Source organism: Polaromonas sp. P2_G11 (assembly GCF_056403595.1).
Genome location: NZ_JBFUFE010000004.1, coordinates 464,113 through 482,019 on the forward strand (window position 1 = coordinate 464,113; position 17,907 = coordinate 482,019).

General features: G+C 59.0%; 14 protein-coding genes. 10 read left to right on the top strand and 4 right to left on the bottom strand.

All coding sequences use genetic code 11. From position 1 onward, the window contains the following. Positions 1-49: 49 nt before the first annotated feature. The 3 genes from AC1DWQ_RS16320 to AC1DWQ_RS16330 all read right to left on the bottom strand — a co-directional run bounded on the left by AC1DWQ_RS16320 (position 50) and on the right by AC1DWQ_RS16330 (position 3,003). The gene (locus tag AC1DWQ_RS16320) at positions 50-1,561 is read right to left on the bottom strand and encodes a sensor histidine kinase N-terminal domain-containing protein (protein ID WP_477670748.1); all 1,512 of its coding nucleotides are present in this window, start codon (positions 1,559-1,561) and stop codon (positions 50-52) included. 151 nt (positions 1,562-1,712) lie between these two features. Then, positions 1,713-2,387, bottom strand: coding sequence for a response regulator (locus AC1DWQ_RS16325; RefSeq protein WP_477670586.1), 675 nt, complete (start codon positions 2,385-2,387; stop codon positions 1,713-1,715). Between the two features lie 106 nt (positions 2,388-2,493). Further along, on the bottom strand, positions 2,494-3,003 hold the full coding sequence (locus tag AC1DWQ_RS16330) for a MarR family winged helix-turn-helix transcriptional regulator (RefSeq protein WP_477670587.1): 510 nt from the start codon (positions 3,001-3,003) through the stop codon (positions 2,494-2,496). A gap of 164 nt (positions 3,004-3,167) precedes the next feature. Between AC1DWQ_RS16330 and recA the strand changes: the two genes are divergently transcribed. From recA to AC1DWQ_RS16345, 3 genes are all read left to right on the top strand, one after another. Next, a complete protein-coding gene (gene recA, locus AC1DWQ_RS16335; protein ID WP_457282065.1) occupies positions 3,168-4,304 on the top strand; it encodes a recombinase RecA in 1,137 nt (378 codons plus the stop codon). Between the two features lie 74 nt (positions 4,305-4,378). Then, positions 4,379-4,906 carry a recombination regulator RecX gene (gene recX, locus AC1DWQ_RS16340; RefSeq protein ID WP_477670588.1) on the top strand — a complete coding sequence of 176 codons (528 nt, stop codon included), beginning with the start codon at positions 4,379-4,381 and terminating at the stop codon, positions 4,904-4,906. A gap of 46 nt (positions 4,907-4,952) precedes the next feature. Then, complete coding sequence (locus tag AC1DWQ_RS16345; RefSeq protein ID WP_477670589.1) at positions 4,953-6,932, top strand: tetratricopeptide repeat protein; 1,980 nt, start codon at positions 4,953-4,955, stop codon at positions 6,930-6,932. 46 nt (positions 6,933-6,978) lie between these two features. Here the strand turns inward: AC1DWQ_RS16345 and argC are convergent, their stop codons facing one another. Further along, positions 6,979-7,890, bottom strand: coding sequence for an N-acetyl-gamma-glutamyl-phosphate reductase (gene argC / locus AC1DWQ_RS16350; RefSeq protein WP_477670590.1), 912 nt, complete (start codon positions 7,888-7,890; stop codon positions 6,979-6,981). A 239-nt stretch (positions 7,891-8,129) separates the two neighbouring features. Between argC and sucC the strand changes: the two genes are divergently transcribed. The 7 genes from sucC (at position 8,130) to AC1DWQ_RS16385 (ending at position 17,898) form a co-directional block, all read left to right on the top strand. Further along, on the top strand, positions 8,130-9,290 hold the full coding sequence (gene sucC, locus AC1DWQ_RS16355) for an ADP-forming succinate--CoA ligase subunit beta (RefSeq protein ID WP_477670591.1): 1,161 nt from the start codon (positions 8,130-8,132) through the stop codon (positions 9,288-9,290). 18 nt (positions 9,291-9,308) lie between these two features. Further along, positions 9,309-10,202 (top strand): succinate--CoA ligase subunit alpha, encoded by an 894-nt coding sequence (gene sucD / locus AC1DWQ_RS16360; protein ID WP_457282070.1) that lies wholly within the window; start codon positions 9,309-9,311, stop codon positions 10,200-10,202. 148 nt (positions 10,203-10,350) lie between these two features. Beyond that, positions 10,351-11,052: a TerC family protein gene (locus AC1DWQ_RS16365; RefSeq protein ID WP_477670592.1), complete on the top strand. Its 702-nt coding sequence runs from the start codon at positions 10,351-10,353 to the stop codon at positions 11,050-11,052. A 320-nt stretch (positions 11,053-11,372) separates the two neighbouring features. Next, a complete protein-coding gene (locus AC1DWQ_RS16370; protein ID WP_477670593.1) occupies positions 11,373-14,093 on the top strand; it encodes a CHASE2 domain-containing serine/threonine-protein kinase in 2,721 nt (906 codons plus the stop codon). Positions 14,094-14,106: 13 nt separating this feature from the next. Beyond that, positions 14,107-14,892, top strand: coding sequence for a Stp1/IreP family PP2C-type Ser/Thr phosphatase (locus AC1DWQ_RS16375; RefSeq protein WP_457282073.1), 786 nt, complete (start codon positions 14,107-14,109; stop codon positions 14,890-14,892). A gap of 37 nt (positions 14,893-14,929) precedes the next feature. After that, positions 14,930-15,589 carry an FHA domain-containing protein gene (locus AC1DWQ_RS16380; protein ID WP_477670594.1) on the top strand — a complete coding sequence of 220 codons (660 nt, stop codon included), beginning with the start codon at positions 14,930-14,932 and terminating at the stop codon, positions 15,587-15,589. 59 nt (positions 15,590-15,648) lie between these two features. Then, positions 15,649-17,898, top strand: a complete 2,250-nt coding sequence (locus AC1DWQ_RS16385; RefSeq protein ID WP_477670595.1) for a CHASE2 domain-containing protein — start codon at positions 15,649-15,651, stop codon at positions 17,896-17,898. Positions 17,899-17,907 lie beyond the last annotated feature (9 nt).

A 17,907-nucleotide genomic window follows, 5' to 3' on the forward strand; every position in this document is an offset into this window, starting at 1 on the left:
GCTTAAAAATTCCCGGGAAAGTGCATGGGTGCAGGTGCTGCCGCTGCCGCTACTGACCGTCAGGTAAATCCATCCCGACAAAACGCACGGTGACGCGGGTACCGGGCGTTTGCGGGTGGCCCGGCAGGGCCGCATCTTCAATGGTGATGGTGGCGCCATGCTGCTTGGCGATTTCCAGCACGATGGCCAGGCCCAGGCCGGAGCCGTCGACGTTGGTGCCCAGCGTCCGGTAGAACGGCTGGAACACCAGCTCGCGCTCGGACTCCAGGATGCCCGGCCCGGAGTCTTCCACCAGCAGCACCAGTACGCCGCTGAAGCGGTCGGTCATGAGCCGCAGCGTGACCTGTCCTTTTTCGGGCGTGTAGTTGATGGCGTTGTCCAGCAGGTTGCGCACCAGCTCCTTGAGCAGGGTCGGGTTGCCTTCCAGCTGCGTCGCCTGCTCGCCGGCGGCGGGCCCGTCGTAGCCGAGGTCGATCTGTTTTTCAAGGGCGCGAGGCACCGAGTCGGCCATCACTTCCGAGACGATATGCACCAGGTCGATGTGCAGCTTGGCGAGGCTGCGGCCTGTGGTTTCGGCGCGTGCCAGCGCCAGCAGCTGGTTGACGGTGTGGGTGGCACGTATGCTGGCACGGCCGATGTGCTTGAGCGATTTTTTGAGTTCGTCGGCATCGGTTTCGCGCTGCGCCAGGTCGGCCTGCATGCGCAGGCCCGCCAGCGGTGTCTTCAACTGATGCGCGGCATCGGCGAGAAAGCGTTTCTGCGTGGTCAGCGACACCTTGAGCCGGCTCAGCAAATCGTTGATGGAGGACACCAGCGGTGCTACCTCTTCTGGCACCGCGGTTTCATCGAGCGGGCTCATGTCGTCGGACTTGCGTGCGCGGATGCGCTTTTCAAGCTGGGCCAGCGGCTTGATGCCGCGCACCAGTGCCAGCCACACCAGCAGTACGGCCAGCGGTAGCGTTACGAACTGCGGCACCATGGTGCCCTTGACGATTTCAGTGGCCAGCGTCTTGCGCTTTTCCAGCGTTTCGGCCACTTGCACCAGCACCATCTGGGCGGACACGGCTTCGGGTGCACCCGCGCTCTTGTCGCTGCGCGGTGCAGCCGCCTTGCCTGTCGGCGCCGGGGCTTTGACCTCGACCTTGAGCCAGGTATAGGCCACGCGGACATCCTCGCCCTGGATCAGGTCTTCGCGCAGCCGCACCTCGCCGTTGGTGGGCTTGTCTTCATCGGGCGGCAGGGGCAGGTCGTGTTCGCCGCTGAGCAGTTCGCCTTGCGTGCCCACAACCTGGTAATAGACCAGATCGGTGTCATCGGCGCGCAGGATCTCGCGCGCCGGCGCCGTCAGGTTGAATTGCACCTGGTTGTTTTTGACCGCCACCAGCTTGGCCAGTGCCTGCACGTTGTATTCAAGCGCACGGTCAAATGGCTTGCCTGCAATGTTCTGCGCCACCAGCCAGGTCAGCGCCAGGCTGATCGGCCATAGCAGCAGCAGCGGCGTGAGCATCCAGTCGAGGATCTCGCCGAAGAGGCTTCGGCGCTCGCGCTGGAAGAGTCTCAGAGCCACAGGTCAAGAAGCGTGCGGGACGTCCGTCCGGCGCGCATGCTCTTCATGCCAGCAGGGGCCGCGGAACCGGCTTTGCCGGGCCGCAGGCGCAGCGGCCCCCTCGGGGGGCAGGGCGCTACACGCAGTGAGCAACCGTGGGGGCTCATCAATTTGGTATTTTTTCGAGGCAGTAACCGAGCCCGCGCACGGTCGCGATGCGCACCGGGCCTTTTTCAATCTTCTTGCGCAGCCGGTGGATGTACACCTCGATCGCGTTGTTGCTGACTTCTTCGCCCCATTCGCAGAGGCGTTCCACCAGCTGGTCCTTGCTGACGAGGCGGCCGGCCCGCTGCAGCAGCACTTCGAGCAAGCCGAGTTCGCGCGCCGACAGCTCCAGCATCTGGCCGTCGATGGTGGCCACGCGTCCGGCCTGGTCGTACACCAGCGGGCCGTGCTTGATGGTGCTGCTGGCGCCGCCCATGCCGCGGCGGATCAGCGCGCGCACACGGGCTTCGAGTTCCTGCAGTGAAAACGGTTTGGCCATGTAGTCGTCGGCGCCGTAGTCCAGGCCCTTGACGCGTTCTTCCACGCTGTCGGCGGCGGTCAGGATCAGCACCGGCATGGCCGAGCCGCGGGCGCGCAGGCGCTTGAGCACTTCCAGCCCGTGCATGCGCGGCAGGCCCAGATCCAGGATCAGCAGATCGAATTCTGTGTTGGTGAGCAGCGCGGCGTCGGCTTCGGTGCCGCTGGCCACGTGGTCGGCTGCCGCACCGGAGGCGCGCAAAGTGCGCAGCAGGCCGTCTGCCAGGACCTGGTCATCTTCGGCAATCAGGATACGCATGGTTGTCTCCGGGGAGTGGTCCGCATTACGGGAGCTGTGGGCCAGTTTTACTTGTTCGGCAAATTTTAGGCTTTTGTCGCCAGAGGTTTGCTGACGTCGGTTGGGATCAGGCTGCTGCGTAGGCCTCGAGTCCCAGCGCGACCACCGTAGCTACATCATGCCCCACAGCCTGGCGAAACTCATCCTCGGCTTGCCGAACCGCTCTGTGAAAGGCTTCCAGCCAGAGCAGGCCCGATTCGGTGAACACCACCTGGCGGGCGCGTTTGTCGTGCGGGTCGGGCTGGCGCGTCACCAAACCCCAGGCTTCGCATTGGTCGACGAGGTCGCCCATGGCCTGCTTGCTCATGCCCGCGCTTTGCGCCAGGTCCGTCAGGCGCGAGCCGCCGACCGCCAGGTGGCGAGTGATGTGGATGTGCGCGGCACCGACCTGGTCGCGTGCGGCCAGGTTGGAGAGCGCCAGCGGCACCTCGATGCTGCTGGCCATCAGCGACAGCACGCGCTCGTCGAAGCGGCGCAGCGCATGGCCCATCAGGCGGCCCAGGTGGGTCTGCCGCCAGCCGGCTTCGGTGGCACCAAAGGGGCTGGAAATGTGAGGTGGACTGACTGCTTCAGGCATGAAATCATGGTATCTCAATTGATCAGGCAAACTGACTAAAAATAGGGTTTACTTATTTCTATGGCGCCCATAAAGTACTGGTCATGCATCCAGCGCTGTGATTAAAAGCAGAGGCCGGAAATTAGAGAAAAAGTTTTACATCATTGATTTTCAAGGAGTTTTTCATGGAACTGACCAGCAAACTGAACCCCGCCCAAAACCCTGTACAAAGCGCCGCCCTGAACACCGAGAAGGCCAAAGCCCTGCAGGCCGCGCTGGCCCAGATCGAAAAGCAGTTCGGCAAAGGCACCATCATGAAGCTGGGCGACGGCGAGGTCATCGAAGACATCCAGGTCGTTTCCACCGGCTCCCTGGGCCTGGACATCGCCCTGGGCGTCGGCGGCCTGCCGCGCGGCCGTGTGGTTGAAATCTACGGCCCTGAATCGTCGGGCAAAACCACGCTGACCCTGCAGGTCATCGCCGAAATGCAAAAACTGGGCGGCACCTGCGCCTTTGTGGATGCCGAGCACGCGCTGGACATCCAGTACGCGCAAAAGCTGGGCGTCAATTTGCAAGACCTGCTGATCAGCCAGCCCGACACCGGCGAGCAGGCGCTTGAAATCGTTGATTCGCTGACCCGCTCCGGCGCGGTCGACCTGATCGTGGTCGACTCGGTGGCGGCGCTCACGCCCAAGGCCGAGCTTGAAGGCGAAATGGGCGACTCGCTGCCCGGCCTGCAGGCCCGCCTGATGAGCCAGGCGCTGCGCAAGCTCACCGCCACCATCAAGAAGGCCAACTGCATGGTCATCTTCATCAACCAGATTCGCATGAAGATCGGCGTGATGTTCGGTTCGCCCGAAACCACCACCGGCGGCAATGCGCTGAAGTTCTACGCCTCGGTGCGGCTGGACATTCGCCGCATCGGCTCCATCAAGAAAGGCGAAGAGGTGATCGGCAACGAAACCCGGGTGAAGGTGGTCAAGAACAAGGTGGCCTCGCCATTCAAGACGGCGGAGTTCGACATCCTCTACGGCGAGGGCATCAGCCGGCTGGGCGAGGTGCTGGACCTGGGTGTGGCCGGCCACATCGTCGAAAAAGCCGGCGCCTGGTATGCCTTCAACGGCGAAAAAATTGGCCAGGGGCGCGACAACTCGCGTGAGTTCCTGAAAGAAAACCCCGAACTCGCCATCGAGATCGAAAACAAGGTGCGCGAATCGCTGGGTATTCCGCTGGTGCAAGCCGCGGCCGGCACCGAGCCAGCACCGGCTGAAAAGGCGCCCAAGGCCGAGAAAGCCGAAAAACCCGCCAAAGTAGCCGCCTGAGCCTGTCTTTTGAATGCCAAATAAGGCGACATACCAATCAGAATGGGCGCAAGCAGCTATCAAAAGAGTAGCGCTTGCATTTCAATCTGGCTGGGTCCTTTGACATGGAAAACCCGGCAGACAGCTCCCCCGCCAAACCCGCCCGCCGTGCGGGTTTTGGCCTTTCCCTCAAGGGCCGCGCATTGCGTTACCTTGCCGCGCGCGAACATTCACGCGCCGAACTTGAACGCAAGCTGGCTCCGCATGAAGAAACGCCGGGCCAGCTGAAGGCGGTGCTCGACGACCTTGAGCTCAAGGATTTCATCAGCGAAGAGCGTGTCATCGATTCGGTCATCAACCGGCGTTCCCGCAAGCTGGGCGCCTCGCGTATCCAGCAGGAGCTGCAGGCCAAAGGACTGGACGTGACGGCCATACGGGAGGCGGTTGGGCAGCTTAAGGCCACCGAGCGCGAACGGGCGCGAGACATCTGGCAGCGAAAGTTTGGCACAGCCCCGGCCAACCCCGCAGAACATGCCCGGCAAATCCGATTTCTGGCGGGAAGAGGTTTTACACTGGAGGTTGCATCGTGGGTCCTCAAAAATCCCGACAAGGAAGGGTATTGAGATCCAGGCTGCAGTGGCCCTTCCTCCCAAAGTCTGGCCTGGGAATGTGAAAAACTTTCAGGAGTCAGCCATTTTCCAGAGTATCCGCACCCTACTGGCACGCAATAAAAGCGCTGTATCTGCCGGACCGATTGTCCCGGACGAAGATGCCCAGTCATTGCGCTCACGTGGCAACGAATTGTTGGCACAAGGCAGGATTTCCGAGGCCACCGACTGCTATCGCCAGGTGGTTGCCATGACACCGAACGATGGCTTGGCCCATGTCAACCTGGGTTATGGCCTGATGGAACTGGGCGAACTGCCTGAGGCCAGCGCTAGCTTCAGGCAGGCCCTCGCGTTGGACGGCGGTCTTCTGGATGCCCATTTCCTGATGGGACAGGTGCAGATGCGCCAGACGTTGGTTGAAGACGCGGTCCGCAGTTTCCGAGCGGCTCTGACTTTGAAGCCTGATTTTGATTTGGCCTGGTTTGAGCTGGCCCGCGTGCAGGAAAATTTGCACCAGGTGGATGCGGCGCTGGATAGCTACCAGCAGGTCCTGCGTATCAATCCGGCCTTTGTAGATGCGGCAGCCAACCAGGTCAAGCTGTTGCTTGACTTGCAGCGCTGGCAGGAGGTCATCACGGTGGCGGACGGGCAGATGAAAAACGGAGCACCCCATGGCTTCGGCATCCAGAAAGCGTGCGCGCTGAACGGTTTGGCCCGCCATGACGAAGCCCTTGCCCTGATCGATGCCATTCTGGCTGAACATCCCGGGAATGTTCCGGCGCTCGACGGCAAAGCGGCGATTCAGGCTGCACAGGGCAAGCATGCGTTAGCCTTGCAAAGTTACGAGCAGGTGATCGCATTGCAGCCCCAGCATGCGGACGCGCTGTCGAATGCCGGTGCGGCCTGCGACCGGTTGGGTCGGCTTGATCAGGCCATGGCTTTTCATGAACGCGCCGTTAGCCTGCAGCCGCAAAATACGCACGTTCTGTACAACATGGGCTGCACCCTGCTGAATCTGGGTCGCTGTGCTGAAGTGGTGACGGTTGCTGATCGCGGTCTCGCGGCGGAGGGCGACCATGCCAATCTCCACTGGAACAAGGCCGTTGCCCATTTGCTGCTTGGCGACCTGCGCCAAGGCTGGCCTGAATACGAATGGCGGTGGTTTGCCAGCGCGCTTGGTCCGCGTCCGCCTAGGCCCAATTTCGGCAAGCCTATTTGGACCGGCGAGTCGCTTATTGGTAAAAGCATTTTCCTGTATGGTGAACAAGGCTTGGGCGACACCATACAGTTGCTGCGCTACATCCCTTTGATTGCCACCAGAGGCGCGAAAGTATTTTTATCGGTCCCGGCTTCGATAGAGCCGCTCTGCGCGGACTTCAAGGATGACTGCATTCTTGTGGGCCGCGGGCAATTGCCTGGGGATTTTGACTTTCACTGCCCATTGTTCAGCCTACCGTTCGCGTTTGAAACCGACCTGACCAGCATTCCGGCGGCCATTCCCTACTTGCGAAGCATTCCTGCCCTGAAGACAGGATGGGAAGGAGAGTTGCGAAAGCTCAGCACAGAGCGCGGCCCAAGGCTGGGCTTGGTCTGGTCAGGTAGCGCGACACATCAGAATGATGCGAACAGGTCGATGCCGCTGGCGACGCTGCTGGACGCTTTGCCGCAGTCCTGCCAGCTGGTGTGCCTGCAAAAAGAGGTGCGTGAGGCTGACCAAGAGCTGGTCGAGTCGGCCGGCATCTTCTTTGCAGGTGACGCGCTGAAAACCTTTGAAGACACAGTTGCTCTGGCTGATTGCGTGGACCTTGTCATCAGCGTCGACACCAGCGTCGCCCATCTGGTTGGCGCGATGGGAAAACCGCTGTGGCTCATGCTGCCTTATCGGCCAGATTGGCGCTGGATGCTTGAACGGGACGACAGCCCCTGGTACCCCACGGCGCGCCTATTCCGCCAAGGCGAGAGCCGTTGTTGGGAAGAAGTAGTAAAGAAAGTCGGCAGTGAATTGCCAAAGGCGCTTGAACACATCAAAATGGAAGGCTGAGCTTCAACTTTGGGAGGCAAGGAGTTTGGTTGTCTGGTCCGGACGATTAGAGACCCAGCATCAGCTTCAGGTTTTGGACTGCAGCGCCGGATGCGCCCTTGCCCAGGTTGTCCAGCCGCGCCACCAGCACCGCATGGCGGTACTCTTCATTGGCAAACACGCGCAACTCCATCTTGTTGGTGTCGTTCAGCGCCAGCGCATCCAGCTTGCCTGACTCGGGCGCGGCCTCCGCGGTTACCCATTCGCTGCCGGCATAGTGTTTGGCCAGTACGTCCTGCAACTGCGCCCCGGTTGGTTTGCCGGGCAGCAAGTCAAGGTGCAGCGGCAATTGCACCAGCATGCCCTGCTTGAAGTTGCCTACCGACGGAATGAACACCGGCCGGCGTGTGAGCCCTGTGTATTTCATGATTTCGGGCAGGTGTTTGTGTTTCAGGCCCAGGCCGTAAAGTTCAAACAGGGGAGCGGTGCCGGCTTCGTAGTCTTCAATCATCTGCCGGCCGCCGCCGGAGTAACCGCTCACAGCGGGAAGGCTCAGCGGGAAGTCGGCCGGGATCATGCCGGCGTCAACCAGCGGACGGATCAGCGCGATCGCACCGGTGGCGTAGCAGCCGGGGTTGCCCACGCGGTCGGCAGCGGCTACGGCGGCGCGCTGGGTCTGGGTCAGTTCGGGAAAGCCGTAAACCCAGCCGGACACGGTGCGGTGAGCCGTGGAGGCGTCAATGATTTTGGGCTTTTTGCCGGTCAAGCTGTCAATCATGGCGACCGATTCGCGTGCCGCGTCGTCGTGCAGGCACAGGATCACCATATCCACCTGCGCCATCAGGGCGCGCTTGGCGGCCGCGTCCTTGCGCAGCTCGGGCGCGATGCTGACGAGTTCGATCTGCGGCATGGCTTGCAGCCGCTCGCGGATTTGCAGGCCCGTGGTGCCGGCTTCGCCGTCAATAAATACTTTAGGCATGGGCTTCCAGGTACAAAACAAAGTGGGCGGCTGGCCGCCCCAGAGGTCAATTTCGGCCCTTTTCGGGGTGTAAGGCGGGCACAAGAGTTGTGCGTCGCACCATGATACAGTTCTGCGTTGCTGCCTGCAGTGACCGCCGACGTGGTTTTTTGGGCCGGTGTGGCCTGTTTCCGACACCCCATTCCTCTGCCCAAATCCCTGTTGCACCCCCCTCTTTTACTGAATTCTGAAGGTCTTTCATGAAAATTCACGAGTACCAGGGCAAGGAAATCTTGCGCAATTTTGGTGTGCCAGTGCCGCGCGGCATCCCGGCCTTCACGGTGCAGGAGGCGGTGGAAGCCGCCCAGAAGCTAGGTGGCCCGGTGTGGGTGGTCAAGGCCCAGATCCACGCGGGCGGCCGCGGCAAGGGCGGCGGCGTGAAGGTTGCCAAAACCATCGACGACGTCAAGCGCATTGCCGGCGAAATCCTCGGCATGCAGCTGAAAACGCACCAGACCGGCCCAGAAGGCCAGAAAGTCCGCCGCCTCTATATTGAAGACGGCGCCGACATCCAAAAGGAATACTACGTTTCGGCCGTGACCGACCGTGAGTCGCAAAAGGTGGCCTTCATCGCCTCCAGCGAAGGCGGCATGGACATCGAAGAGGTGGCTCATTCCAACCCTGAAAAAATCATCAAGGTGTTTGTCGATCCGCTGGTCGGCATGACGGACGCCCAGGCGAAGCAAATCGCCGCCGGCATCGGCATGCCTGCCGACTCCGTGGCGCAGACCGTCGACATCCTGAAAAAGCTCTACAAGTGCTATATGGAGACCGACGCGTCGCTGGTTGAAATCAACCCCCTGAACCGCAACAGCAAGGGTGAAGTCATGGCCCTGGATGCGAAGTTCAACTTCGATGCCAACGCGCTGTTCCGCCATCCCGAAATCGTGGCCTATCGCGACCTGGACGAAGAAGACCCGGCCGAAGTCGAAGCCAGCAAGTTCGACCTCGCTTACATCAGCCTGGACGGCAACATCGGCTGCCTGGTCAACGGCGCAGGCCTGGCCATGGCGACCATGGACACCATTAAACTTTTCGGTGGCGAGCCAGCCAACTTCCTGGATGTGGGCGGCGGCGCAACAGCTGAAAAAGTCACCGAAGCCTTCAAGATCATGCTGAAGAACCCTGATGTCAAAGGCATCCTGGTCAACATCTTCGGCGGCATCATGAAGTGCGACACCATCGCCGACGGCGTGATCACCGCCTGCAAGGCCGTGAACCTTTCGGTTCCACTGGTCGTGCGCATGAAGGGCACCAACGAAGACCTGGGCAAGAAGATGCTGGCCGATTCTGGCCTTCCCATCATCGCCGCAGACACCATGGCCGAAGCCGCGACCAAAATCGTCGCCGCTGTCAAATAAAAGCCCGGAGCCAAGAACATGTCCATCTACATCAACAAAAACACCAAAGTCATCACCCAGGGCATCACCGGCAAAACCGGTCAATTCCACACCCGCATGTGCCGCGACTACGCGAACGGCAAAGAAGCTTTTGTGGCCGGTGTGAATCCCAAGAAAGCCGGCGAAGACTTCGAAGGCATCCCGATTTTTGCCAACGTGACCGAAGCCGCCAAGGCGACCGGCGCAACCGTGTCGGTCATCTATGTGCCCCCTGCAGGCGCTGCCGCCGCCATCTGGGAGGCTGTTGAAGCCAACCTGGACCTGGCGATCTGCATCACCGAAGGCATTCCGGTCAAGGACATGCTGGAAGTGCGCAACCGCATGAAAGCCAAGGAAGCTGCCGGCGGCAAGAAAACCCTGCTGCTGGGCCCCAATTGCCCCGGTCTGATCACGCCTGAAGAAATCAAGATCGGCATCATGCCAGGACATATCCACCGCAAGGGCCGTATCGGCGTAGTCAGCCGCTCCGGCACGCTGACCTATGAAGCTGTGGCGCAATTGACCGAAATCGGCCTGGGCCAATCGAGTGCAGTCGGTATCGGCGGCGACCCGATCAATGGCCTCAAGCACATTGACGTGATGAAAGCCTTCAATGACGATCCGGACACTGACGCCGTCATCATGATCGGCGAAATCGGCGGTCCCGATGAGGCCGAAGCCGCCCAGTGGTGCAAGGCCAACATGAAAAAACCGATCGTTGGCTTCATTGCTGGTGTGACTGCCCCTGCCGGCAAGCGGATGGGCCATGCGGGCGCGCTGATCTCCGGCGGCGCCGACACGGCCGATGCCAAACTTGCCATCATGGAAGCCTGCGGTTTCACCGTGACGCGCAATCCTTCGGAAATGGCCAAACTGCTCAAAGCGCTGCTGTAAGGCGCCACCACAAAAAAGTGATTTGAAAACTTGACCACGGTCAAGCAGGTAAGCAGTAATACCAATCGGGATTGGCCTATTGCGGCTTAGACTCTCCAAAACAAAAAAGCGCTTCCCAGCGCTTTTTTAATTCATAACAGGAGCTGCCATGTTTTTCGGACTGGACCTCGCGTCCCCCCTCTTCTGGAGCGCTTTCGGCTCCATCCTTCTTGCCAACATCGTGCTGTCTGGGGATAACGCCGTGGTAATTGCCATGGCTGCGCGCACACTCAAACCCGAGCAGCGCGGCAAGGCGATCTTCTGGGGCAGCGCCGCCGCGATCGTGATGCGTATCGTGCTGACCATTGTGGCCATTCAGCTGTTGAGCTTGCCATACCTGAAGATGATCGGTGCCGTACTGCTGGTCTACATTGGCGTGGACCTGCTCAAAGGCGAAGAAGATGAAGACGGCGAAGGCCACGAAATCAACGGCATGATGGCTGCGATTCGCACTATCCTGATTGCCGATCTGGTAATGAGCCTGGACAACGTTCTGGCAGTCGCAGCAGCCGCCAAGGGCAACCTCCCGTTGCTGGTACTGGGTCTTCTGGTGAGCATCCCGCTGATTATTTTCGGCGCCACCTTGTTGACCAAGGTCATGGAGCGCTTCCCCATCATCATTACCATCGGTGCAGCTCTTTTGGGCTTCCTGGCGGGTGAGATGTTGCTGACGGATCCTGCGGTAGTGAGCTATTTTGGTGCCGTTAGCGACCATACGGTGACTGCCGGTGGGATTGTGGGTGCCGTGCTCGTGGTGGCACTGGGCACCTACCTGACCAAACGGCAGCAGACAAAGGCGCCTTCCGCCTGAACCGGCGTACGGCCCGGCCGCCGCAGCCCCTTTGGCGGTTAGGGTCGTTTCTTAGCGTTCGCCACCTGCTGCGGACCGGATGCGCGCCGCGCATACCAGAAAACCACTTATTTGCAACAGTCGGCACGCTTGCGGTGCAGAAGTCGCTTGTCCAGCCGCACCCCGTCTGTTAATGTCCATTGTCAGGAGACTTGTAACCTGCCGAAACAGTCGGCGGGTGATATCCGGCGCACGAAATTTGCTGCCGGAGGACCGATAGTACAAAGCAATTACAAAAATGGCTGGGGCTATGCATAGCGAATCAGGACAAGGGACGGGAAGTGGCCAAAACATCTAGGAAATTGAGTCAGTTCTGGCGGGCCGACTGGTTTGTGGGCGTTCTGGTGGTGCTGGCCGTCCTTTTTTTGCATGGCCTGACCGATTTTTTCGGCACACTTGAGCGCCGTTACTATGACTATGCGAGCACCAGCAGCAATCGTCAGCCCTCAGACCGTATAGCGGTTATTGCGATTGACGACCAAAGCATCGCGAATATAGGCCGTTGGCCCTGGCCCCGGGACGTCCATGCGAAGCTGATAGACCAGTTGACAGCCGCCAAGACCAAGACAGTCGTCCACACGGCTTTTTTCTTTGAGCCTCAAACCGACCGAGGTCTCGCTTTTATCCGCAAGATGAAAGAGGTCCTCGGCGATCCTGCTGTCGCGCAAACTGGTATTGGCGAGCAATTGAGCAAGGTGATTGCGGATGCCGAGGTGGCGCTGGATAGCGATGCCAAGCTGGCTGCCAGTATGGTCAATGCCGGCAATGTGCTTGTGCCCTCGGTGTTTACTCTTGGCGAGCCGCAGGGCAGGCCAGACAATCCGCTGCCGGCCTACGCGCTCAAAAGCGCGATTGACGAGAGCAACGGCTTTTCCATTGCGGCAATACGCGGCACCCAGCCGATTGAAGCCATAGGCAATGCCGCCGCCGGTATAGGCCACCTGAACCAGATACAGGATCCCGTTGATGGGGCAGTTCGCCAGGAGCCGCTGCTTGTCAATTATTACGGCAAGGGTGTGCCCTCTATGGCGCTGCTGGCTGCCGCAAAAAGCCTCAACCTCAACACCTCTGATATCAAGCTCAACGTGGGGGAGTCGGTGCAAATCGGCAAGCTCCGAGTGCGCACCGACGAGTCGGCCCTGATGTTGCCGCAGTTTTATAAAGGCAGCGGCGGCAAGCCTGCTTTTGCAGTTGACTCCTTCTATGACGTGCTGACTGGCAAAATCCCTGCCACCAAATATGCGGACAAGATTGTGGTGATCGGCGCCACGGCGCAGGGCGTGGGTAGCCTCTTCACGACGCCGGCCGGTCCGGGGCTGTCACCGGCAGAGACCATTGCGCACATCACTTCCAGCATCCTGAGTGAACACTTCATTGTCCAGCCGACTTGGGGTGTCTGGGCTACGTTGGCTGTTCTGCTCGTGGTTGCGGCTTACCTTATCGCCGGGTTGCCTCGCCTCTCCGCTGGTAAGGCTGCGGTCATCACGTTGGCACTGTTCCTGGTGTTGCTGGTGGTTGAGTTCGGCTTGCTGTCGGCGGCCGCGACCTGGCTCAAGTTTGTCTTTCCCGCAGCCCTGCTGGTGATCGGCCACCTGGCGTTGACGACCAAGCGCTTCCTCATGACCGAGGCTGGCAAGCTCAAGTCCGACGAGGAATCGGCCGAGACCAATCGCATGATGGGTCTGGCGCTGCAAGGTCAAGGCCAGCTCGACATGGCGTTTGATCGTTTTCGCCGCGTACCTTTCACTGACGCACTGATGGACAACATGAACAACCTAGCGCTGGATTTCGAGCGCAAGCGCCAGTTCAACAAAGCTCAAGCCGTGTACGAGTACATGGCCACCTACAACAAGAACCACAAAGACCTGCAGTCCAAGCTTAATCGGGCCAAAAACCTGTCGGAAACCGTCATTTTGGGCGGTGGCGGCGCGCACCCGGGCGGGACCATGCTCCTTGACGGTGGGGGTGTTGAAAAGCCCATGTTGGGTCGCTATCAAGTCGAAAAGGAATTGGGCAAGGGCGCCATGGGCGTGGTGTACCTCGGCAAGGACCCAAAGATTGGCCGTGTCGTCGCCATCAAGACTATGGCTTTGAGTCAGGAGTTCGAGGGCGAGGAGCTTGACGATGCGCGGGAGCGCTTCTTCAGGGAAGCCGAGACCGCTGGCCGGCTGCAGCACCAGAACATTGTCACGATTTTTGATGCGGGTGAAGAACACGACCTGGCATTCATTGCCATGGAGTTTCTGAAGGGCAAGGATCTGGCAGATGTCACCAAGGACGGCCATTTGTTGCCGGTCCCGAAGGTCCTGTCCATCGTGGCACGGGTGGCTGAAGCCCTGGCTTACGCACACAAGCAGAATGTGGTGCACCGGGACATCAAACCGGCCAACATCATGTATGAAATCGAAAGCGATACGGTGAAGGTGACCGACTTCGGCATCGCTCGCATTACGGATTCAAGCAAAACAAAGACCGGTCTTGTATTGGGGACGCCCAGCTTCATGTCGCCGGAGCAGATTGCAGGTAAAAAAGTCGACGGGCGCTCGGACTTGTACTCGCTGGGTGTCATGCTGTTTCAGATGCTGGCTGGCGTGTTGCCATTCCGTGGCGATTCCATGGCCGAACTGATGTACAAGATCGCGAACGAAGAAGCCCCCGATATCCGTATCATCCGTAAAGAGCTGCCGGCGCGACTGGCCGAGATTGTTGCGCTGTCTCTGGCCAAGAAGCCGGAGTTGCGGTATCAGGATGGTGATCGATTGGCGACAGATCTGCGCGCTGTCATTGCCGCAATGGAAGGTACTGCACCGGCCCCATCGTTTGCGCCTCAACAGGGTGCGCCAGCAGCCCAATTTGACGCCACGGTCGTGCAATCAGCGACTGTACCAGCTGCTGGCCCGAAGACCTATGATGCGACCCAGGCCGTGAATGTCGACGGCACGCAGACATTTGAGAAAACCGTGGTTTCCAAAGCACCTGCTGCCGATACCGACACCCAGTGATCACACGAACAAGATGAACTACGAGATTTGTACACATACCGACCCGGGGTTGACGAGGGACAACAACGAGGATGCGGTTGCTTTTGATGCTGCGACGCGGCTTTGCATCCTGGCGGACGGAATGGGTGGCTATAACGCAGGCGAAATTGCAAGCGGCATGGCTGCCGCTTTCATCAAGTCGGAAATGGGCCGTTGGCTTTCCCAGGCGGGCAGGCATGCCAATGCCAAGGAAGTGCGTCGGGCTTTAGAAATCTGCGTGGAAAATGCCAATCATTCGATCTTCAACGCGGCGAACTCCAACCCCCAGTACGCGGGTATGGGTACCACGCTGGTGGTGGGGGTGTTCCAGGACGGGCGACTGATGCTGGGTCATATTGGCGATTCCCGTTGCTATCGTCTGCGCGGCCAGGAGCTGCAGCAAATCACCAAAGACCACTCGCTGCTGCAAGAACAAATTGACGCCGGGCTGATAACTCCCGAGCAGGCACTGACTTCCCTGAACAAGAACTTGGTCACACGCGCCTTGGGCGTCGAAGACACGGTGCTGGTTGAGGTCAATGAGCATCGTGTGGACGCGGGGGACCTTTATCTGATGTGTTCGGATGGGCTCTCGGACATGGTTGCGGATCCGGGCATTGCGGCTATCCTTACAGGCGCAGGGACCTTGGAGCAAAAAGCGAAACAGCTGATTGTTGCGGCGAATGAGGCTGGTGGACGCGATAATATTTCCGTACTGTTGGCATACGCGAAAGAAGACTCGACCAAGCGCGGCCTTTTGTCCAGAATGCTGGGAAAATAGCGATGACTGAAATATTACAAACAGACAGGAGTCGGCCATGCCGAAAATGATCGTCTCTATTGACGGCGTTGTGATCAAGGAAGTCCAGTTGACGAAAGACCGGACTTCTTTGGGCCGTAGGCCCTACAACGACATTGTCATCGACAACCTAGCTGTCAGCGGGGAGCATGCCGTTTTGCAAATGACCGGCAACGAGGTCTATCTAGAGGATCTCAACAGCACCAATGGCACCTATGTCAACGGGAAGGCCGTTAAAAAGCTGCTGCTGCAAAATAGCGATACCGTTGAAATTGGCAAGTACAAAATCAAGTACGTCAACGAAGCTGCACCCGCAGGCTTTGAGAAAACCATGATTATCAAGGCTGGCTCTGCCGGTCTTGTGCCTCCGGCGCCGACAGGTTCGCCAGCGGCATCAACTGAAGCCGGTGGTACGGGCCTCACGGCGGCGATTAAAGTGATGTCAGGTGCTGCAGCTGGCCGTGAAGTGGCATTGGTGAAGGTAGTCACAACCATCGGAAAGCCCGGGGTCGCAGTTGCCGCCATTACCAAGCGGCCGCAGGGTTTTGTCGTTGCCCATGTAGAGGGCACTGGCAAGCCCACGCTTAACGGAGCTCCCATCGGGGCTGAGCCGGTTGTCCTGAAAAATGGGGACATGCTTGAGCTGGCCGGAACGCAAATGCAGTTCGTCCAACACTGACATTGGTGTTGAGAGGTCTCGCACCAAGCGGACCGCAAGCACCCTTCAAACGAGGTCGCATGAGACTCCTCTTCCGGCACTGGCCTCGTATCGCCGTCACGTTGATTCCGCTGGTGTTTGCATTGATGCATGCCAGCGGGGTCGCTCGCATTGGTGTTCTGCAAAGGTTGGACGACATCATCTACGATGCACGCCTGCGCGCGACCATGCCGCATACACTGGACGAACGCATTGTTATCGTTGACATCGATGAGAAGAGCCTTGCGGAGGTGGGGCGGTGGCCTTGGGGCCGTAACAGGTTGGCGGAGCTGGTCGAAGAGCTGCAGGATCGTCAAAAAACGGCGCTGTTGGGGTTTGATGTCGTATTTGCCGAAGCCGACGAAAGCTCGGGTCTAAAGCGGCTCAAGCAGCTTGCACAGGCGGAGCTGAAAGATCAACCGGGTTTCTCGGAAAAACTCAGCCAGCTGCAGACCAGCCTGGATTACGACGCGATTTTCGCGAAAGCGATCGAAAAACGCCCCGTCGTGATGGGGTATTACTTCACCAGCGACAGGGATGGCCGGGTCAATGGCGTTTTGCCGCCACCGGTTATGGGCAGCGATGCGCTTGGTGGCCGTCCTATCAAATTCACCAGCTGGAACGGATACGGGGCCAACATTGAGTTGTTGGCCAAAGCGGCCCCTTTGGGAGGTTTCTTCAACTCCATTACCGAGGGCGACGGTGTGGTGCGCTCTATTCCCTTGCTGGCGGAGTTCAAGGGGCAGTACTACGAGTCATTGGCGCTCGCCATGTTTCGCATGCTTGCGGGTTTGCCCAAGGTCGAGCCTGGTTTTCCGCAGGAAAAATTCCTGACCCGGAACTATCAAGGGCTGGAAAGCATTCTGCTTAAGCAAGGCAACAAAACCCTGGCGATTCCGGTCGATGATCGCGTAGCCACTTTGGTGCCCTTCAGGGGTAATGGTGGTGCGAACGGCGGCTCGTTTCGGTATATCTCCGCAGCGGATGTCCTGGCCAAACGCCTTGCGCCTGGCACGCTCAAGGATAAGATCATCCTGGTCGGCACCACAGCGCCCGGCCTGCTCGATTTGAGAGTGACTCCGGTAGGGGAAACCTATCCGGGGGTGGAAACGCATGCCAATGTCATCTCCGGTTTCCTTGACGGGAAGGTATTCGTCAAGCCGGACTACGCCATCGGATTTGAGGTGGTCATCCTGCTTTTTTCGGGGCTGACGCTGGCCTTTGCACTGCCCCTGCTTTCGGCTTCCCGTGCGGTGCTGGTCAGCTTGGCGGTGATTGCCGCCATAGCCGGCTTGAATTTCTGGCTTTATTCTGGTTACGGTCTTGTGCTGCCGTTGGCCAGTGCGCTGGTTATGGCTTTGACCGCATTTGCGTTGAACATGAGTTATGGATATTTCGTGGAAAGCCGATCCAAGCGTGAGTTGGCCCATCTGTTCGGCACCTATGTACCCCCCGAACTGGTTGACGAGATGGTGAAAGATCCCGACAGCTACAGCATGAAGGCAACGACCAAGGAGCTGACGGTCATGTTTTGCGACATGCGCGGGTTCACCAAAATGTCGGAGTCGATGGAGCCTACCCAACTACAGGCTTTGCTAAACAGTGTTTTCAGCCGGCTGACAGACCTGATTCGCAGCAATCGCGGCACCATTGACAAATACATGGGTGACTGCGTGATGGCTTTTTGGGGGGCCCCTGTCGACACGCCAGATCATGCTGGTCTTGCAGTCAAAACGGCACTTGAGATGTCGAATGCAGTCAAGAAGATCAACGAGGAACACAAGATCAAGGGTTTACCCGAGATTGGCATAGGTATCGGTGTCAATACGGGCACGATGTGTGTGGGTGACATGGGTTCGGATATCCGCCGCAGTTACACCGTGATTGGCGATTCCGTGAATCTGGGTTCGCGTCTGGAGGGGCTCTCAAAAACCTACGGAGTGGATATCGTGGTCAGCGAGTCAACCCGAAAGCAGGCGAATGATTTTGCATGGCAGGAACTCGACAAGGTTCGCGTGAAGGGCAAAGATCAGGCGGTTTCCATTTTCTGGCCGTTGGTGCCGGTAGACCAGATCGACAAGGACATTGCGGCTGAGCTGAAAACCTGGGGAATGGCGTTAAAAGCTTATCGCGCGCAGGATTGGGATCAATGCGATGTGCAATTGCTCAATTTACATCGGATAAATGGCAAAAAGTTCCTTTACCGGCTGTATGCGGAGCGTGTAGCCTCTATGAGGCTGTTGCCTTTTGATCCGGAATGGGATGGCGCAACCAATTTTGAAACCAAATAGCACAACCCT

What these genes read in the sequence shown, in the direction of transcription:
- AC1DWQ_RS16365 (WP_477670592.1), top strand. Translation starts at nt 10,351, where the DNA reads ATGTTTTTCGGACTGGACCTCGCGTCCCCCCTCTTCTGGAGCGCTTTC.
- AC1DWQ_RS16380 (WP_477670594.1), top strand. Translation starts at nt 14,930, where the DNA reads ATGCCGAAAATGATCGTCTCTATTGACGGCGTTGTGATCAAGGAAGTC.
- AC1DWQ_RS16385 (WP_477670595.1), top strand. Translation starts at nt 15,649, where the DNA reads ATGAGACTCCTCTTCCGGCACTGGCCTCGTATCGCCGTCACGTTGATT.
- sucC (WP_477670591.1), top strand. Translation starts at nt 8,130, where the DNA reads ATGAAAATTCACGAGTACCAGGGCAAGGAAATCTTGCGCAATTTTGGT.
- AC1DWQ_RS16375 (WP_457282073.1), top strand. Translation starts at nt 14,107, where the DNA reads ATGAACTACGAGATTTGTACACATACCGACCCGGGGTTGACGAGGGAC.
- sucD (WP_457282070.1), top strand. Translation starts at nt 9,309, where the DNA reads ATGTCCATCTACATCAACAAAAACACCAAAGTCATCACCCAGGGCATC.
- recA (WP_457282065.1), top strand. Translation starts at nt 3,168, where the DNA reads ATGGAACTGACCAGCAAACTGAACCCCGCCCAAAACCCTGTACAAAGC.
- argC (WP_477670590.1), bottom strand. Translation starts at nt 7,890, where the DNA reads ATGCCTAAAGTATTTATTGACGGCGAAGCCGGCACCACGGGCCTGCAA.
- AC1DWQ_RS16325 (WP_477670586.1), bottom strand. Translation starts at nt 2,387, where the DNA reads ATGCGTATCCTGATTGCCGAAGATGACCAGGTCCTGGCAGACGGCCTG.
- AC1DWQ_RS16330 (WP_477670587.1), bottom strand. Translation starts at nt 3,003, where the DNA reads ATGCCTGAAGCAGTCAGTCCACCTCACATTTCCAGCCCCTTTGGTGCC.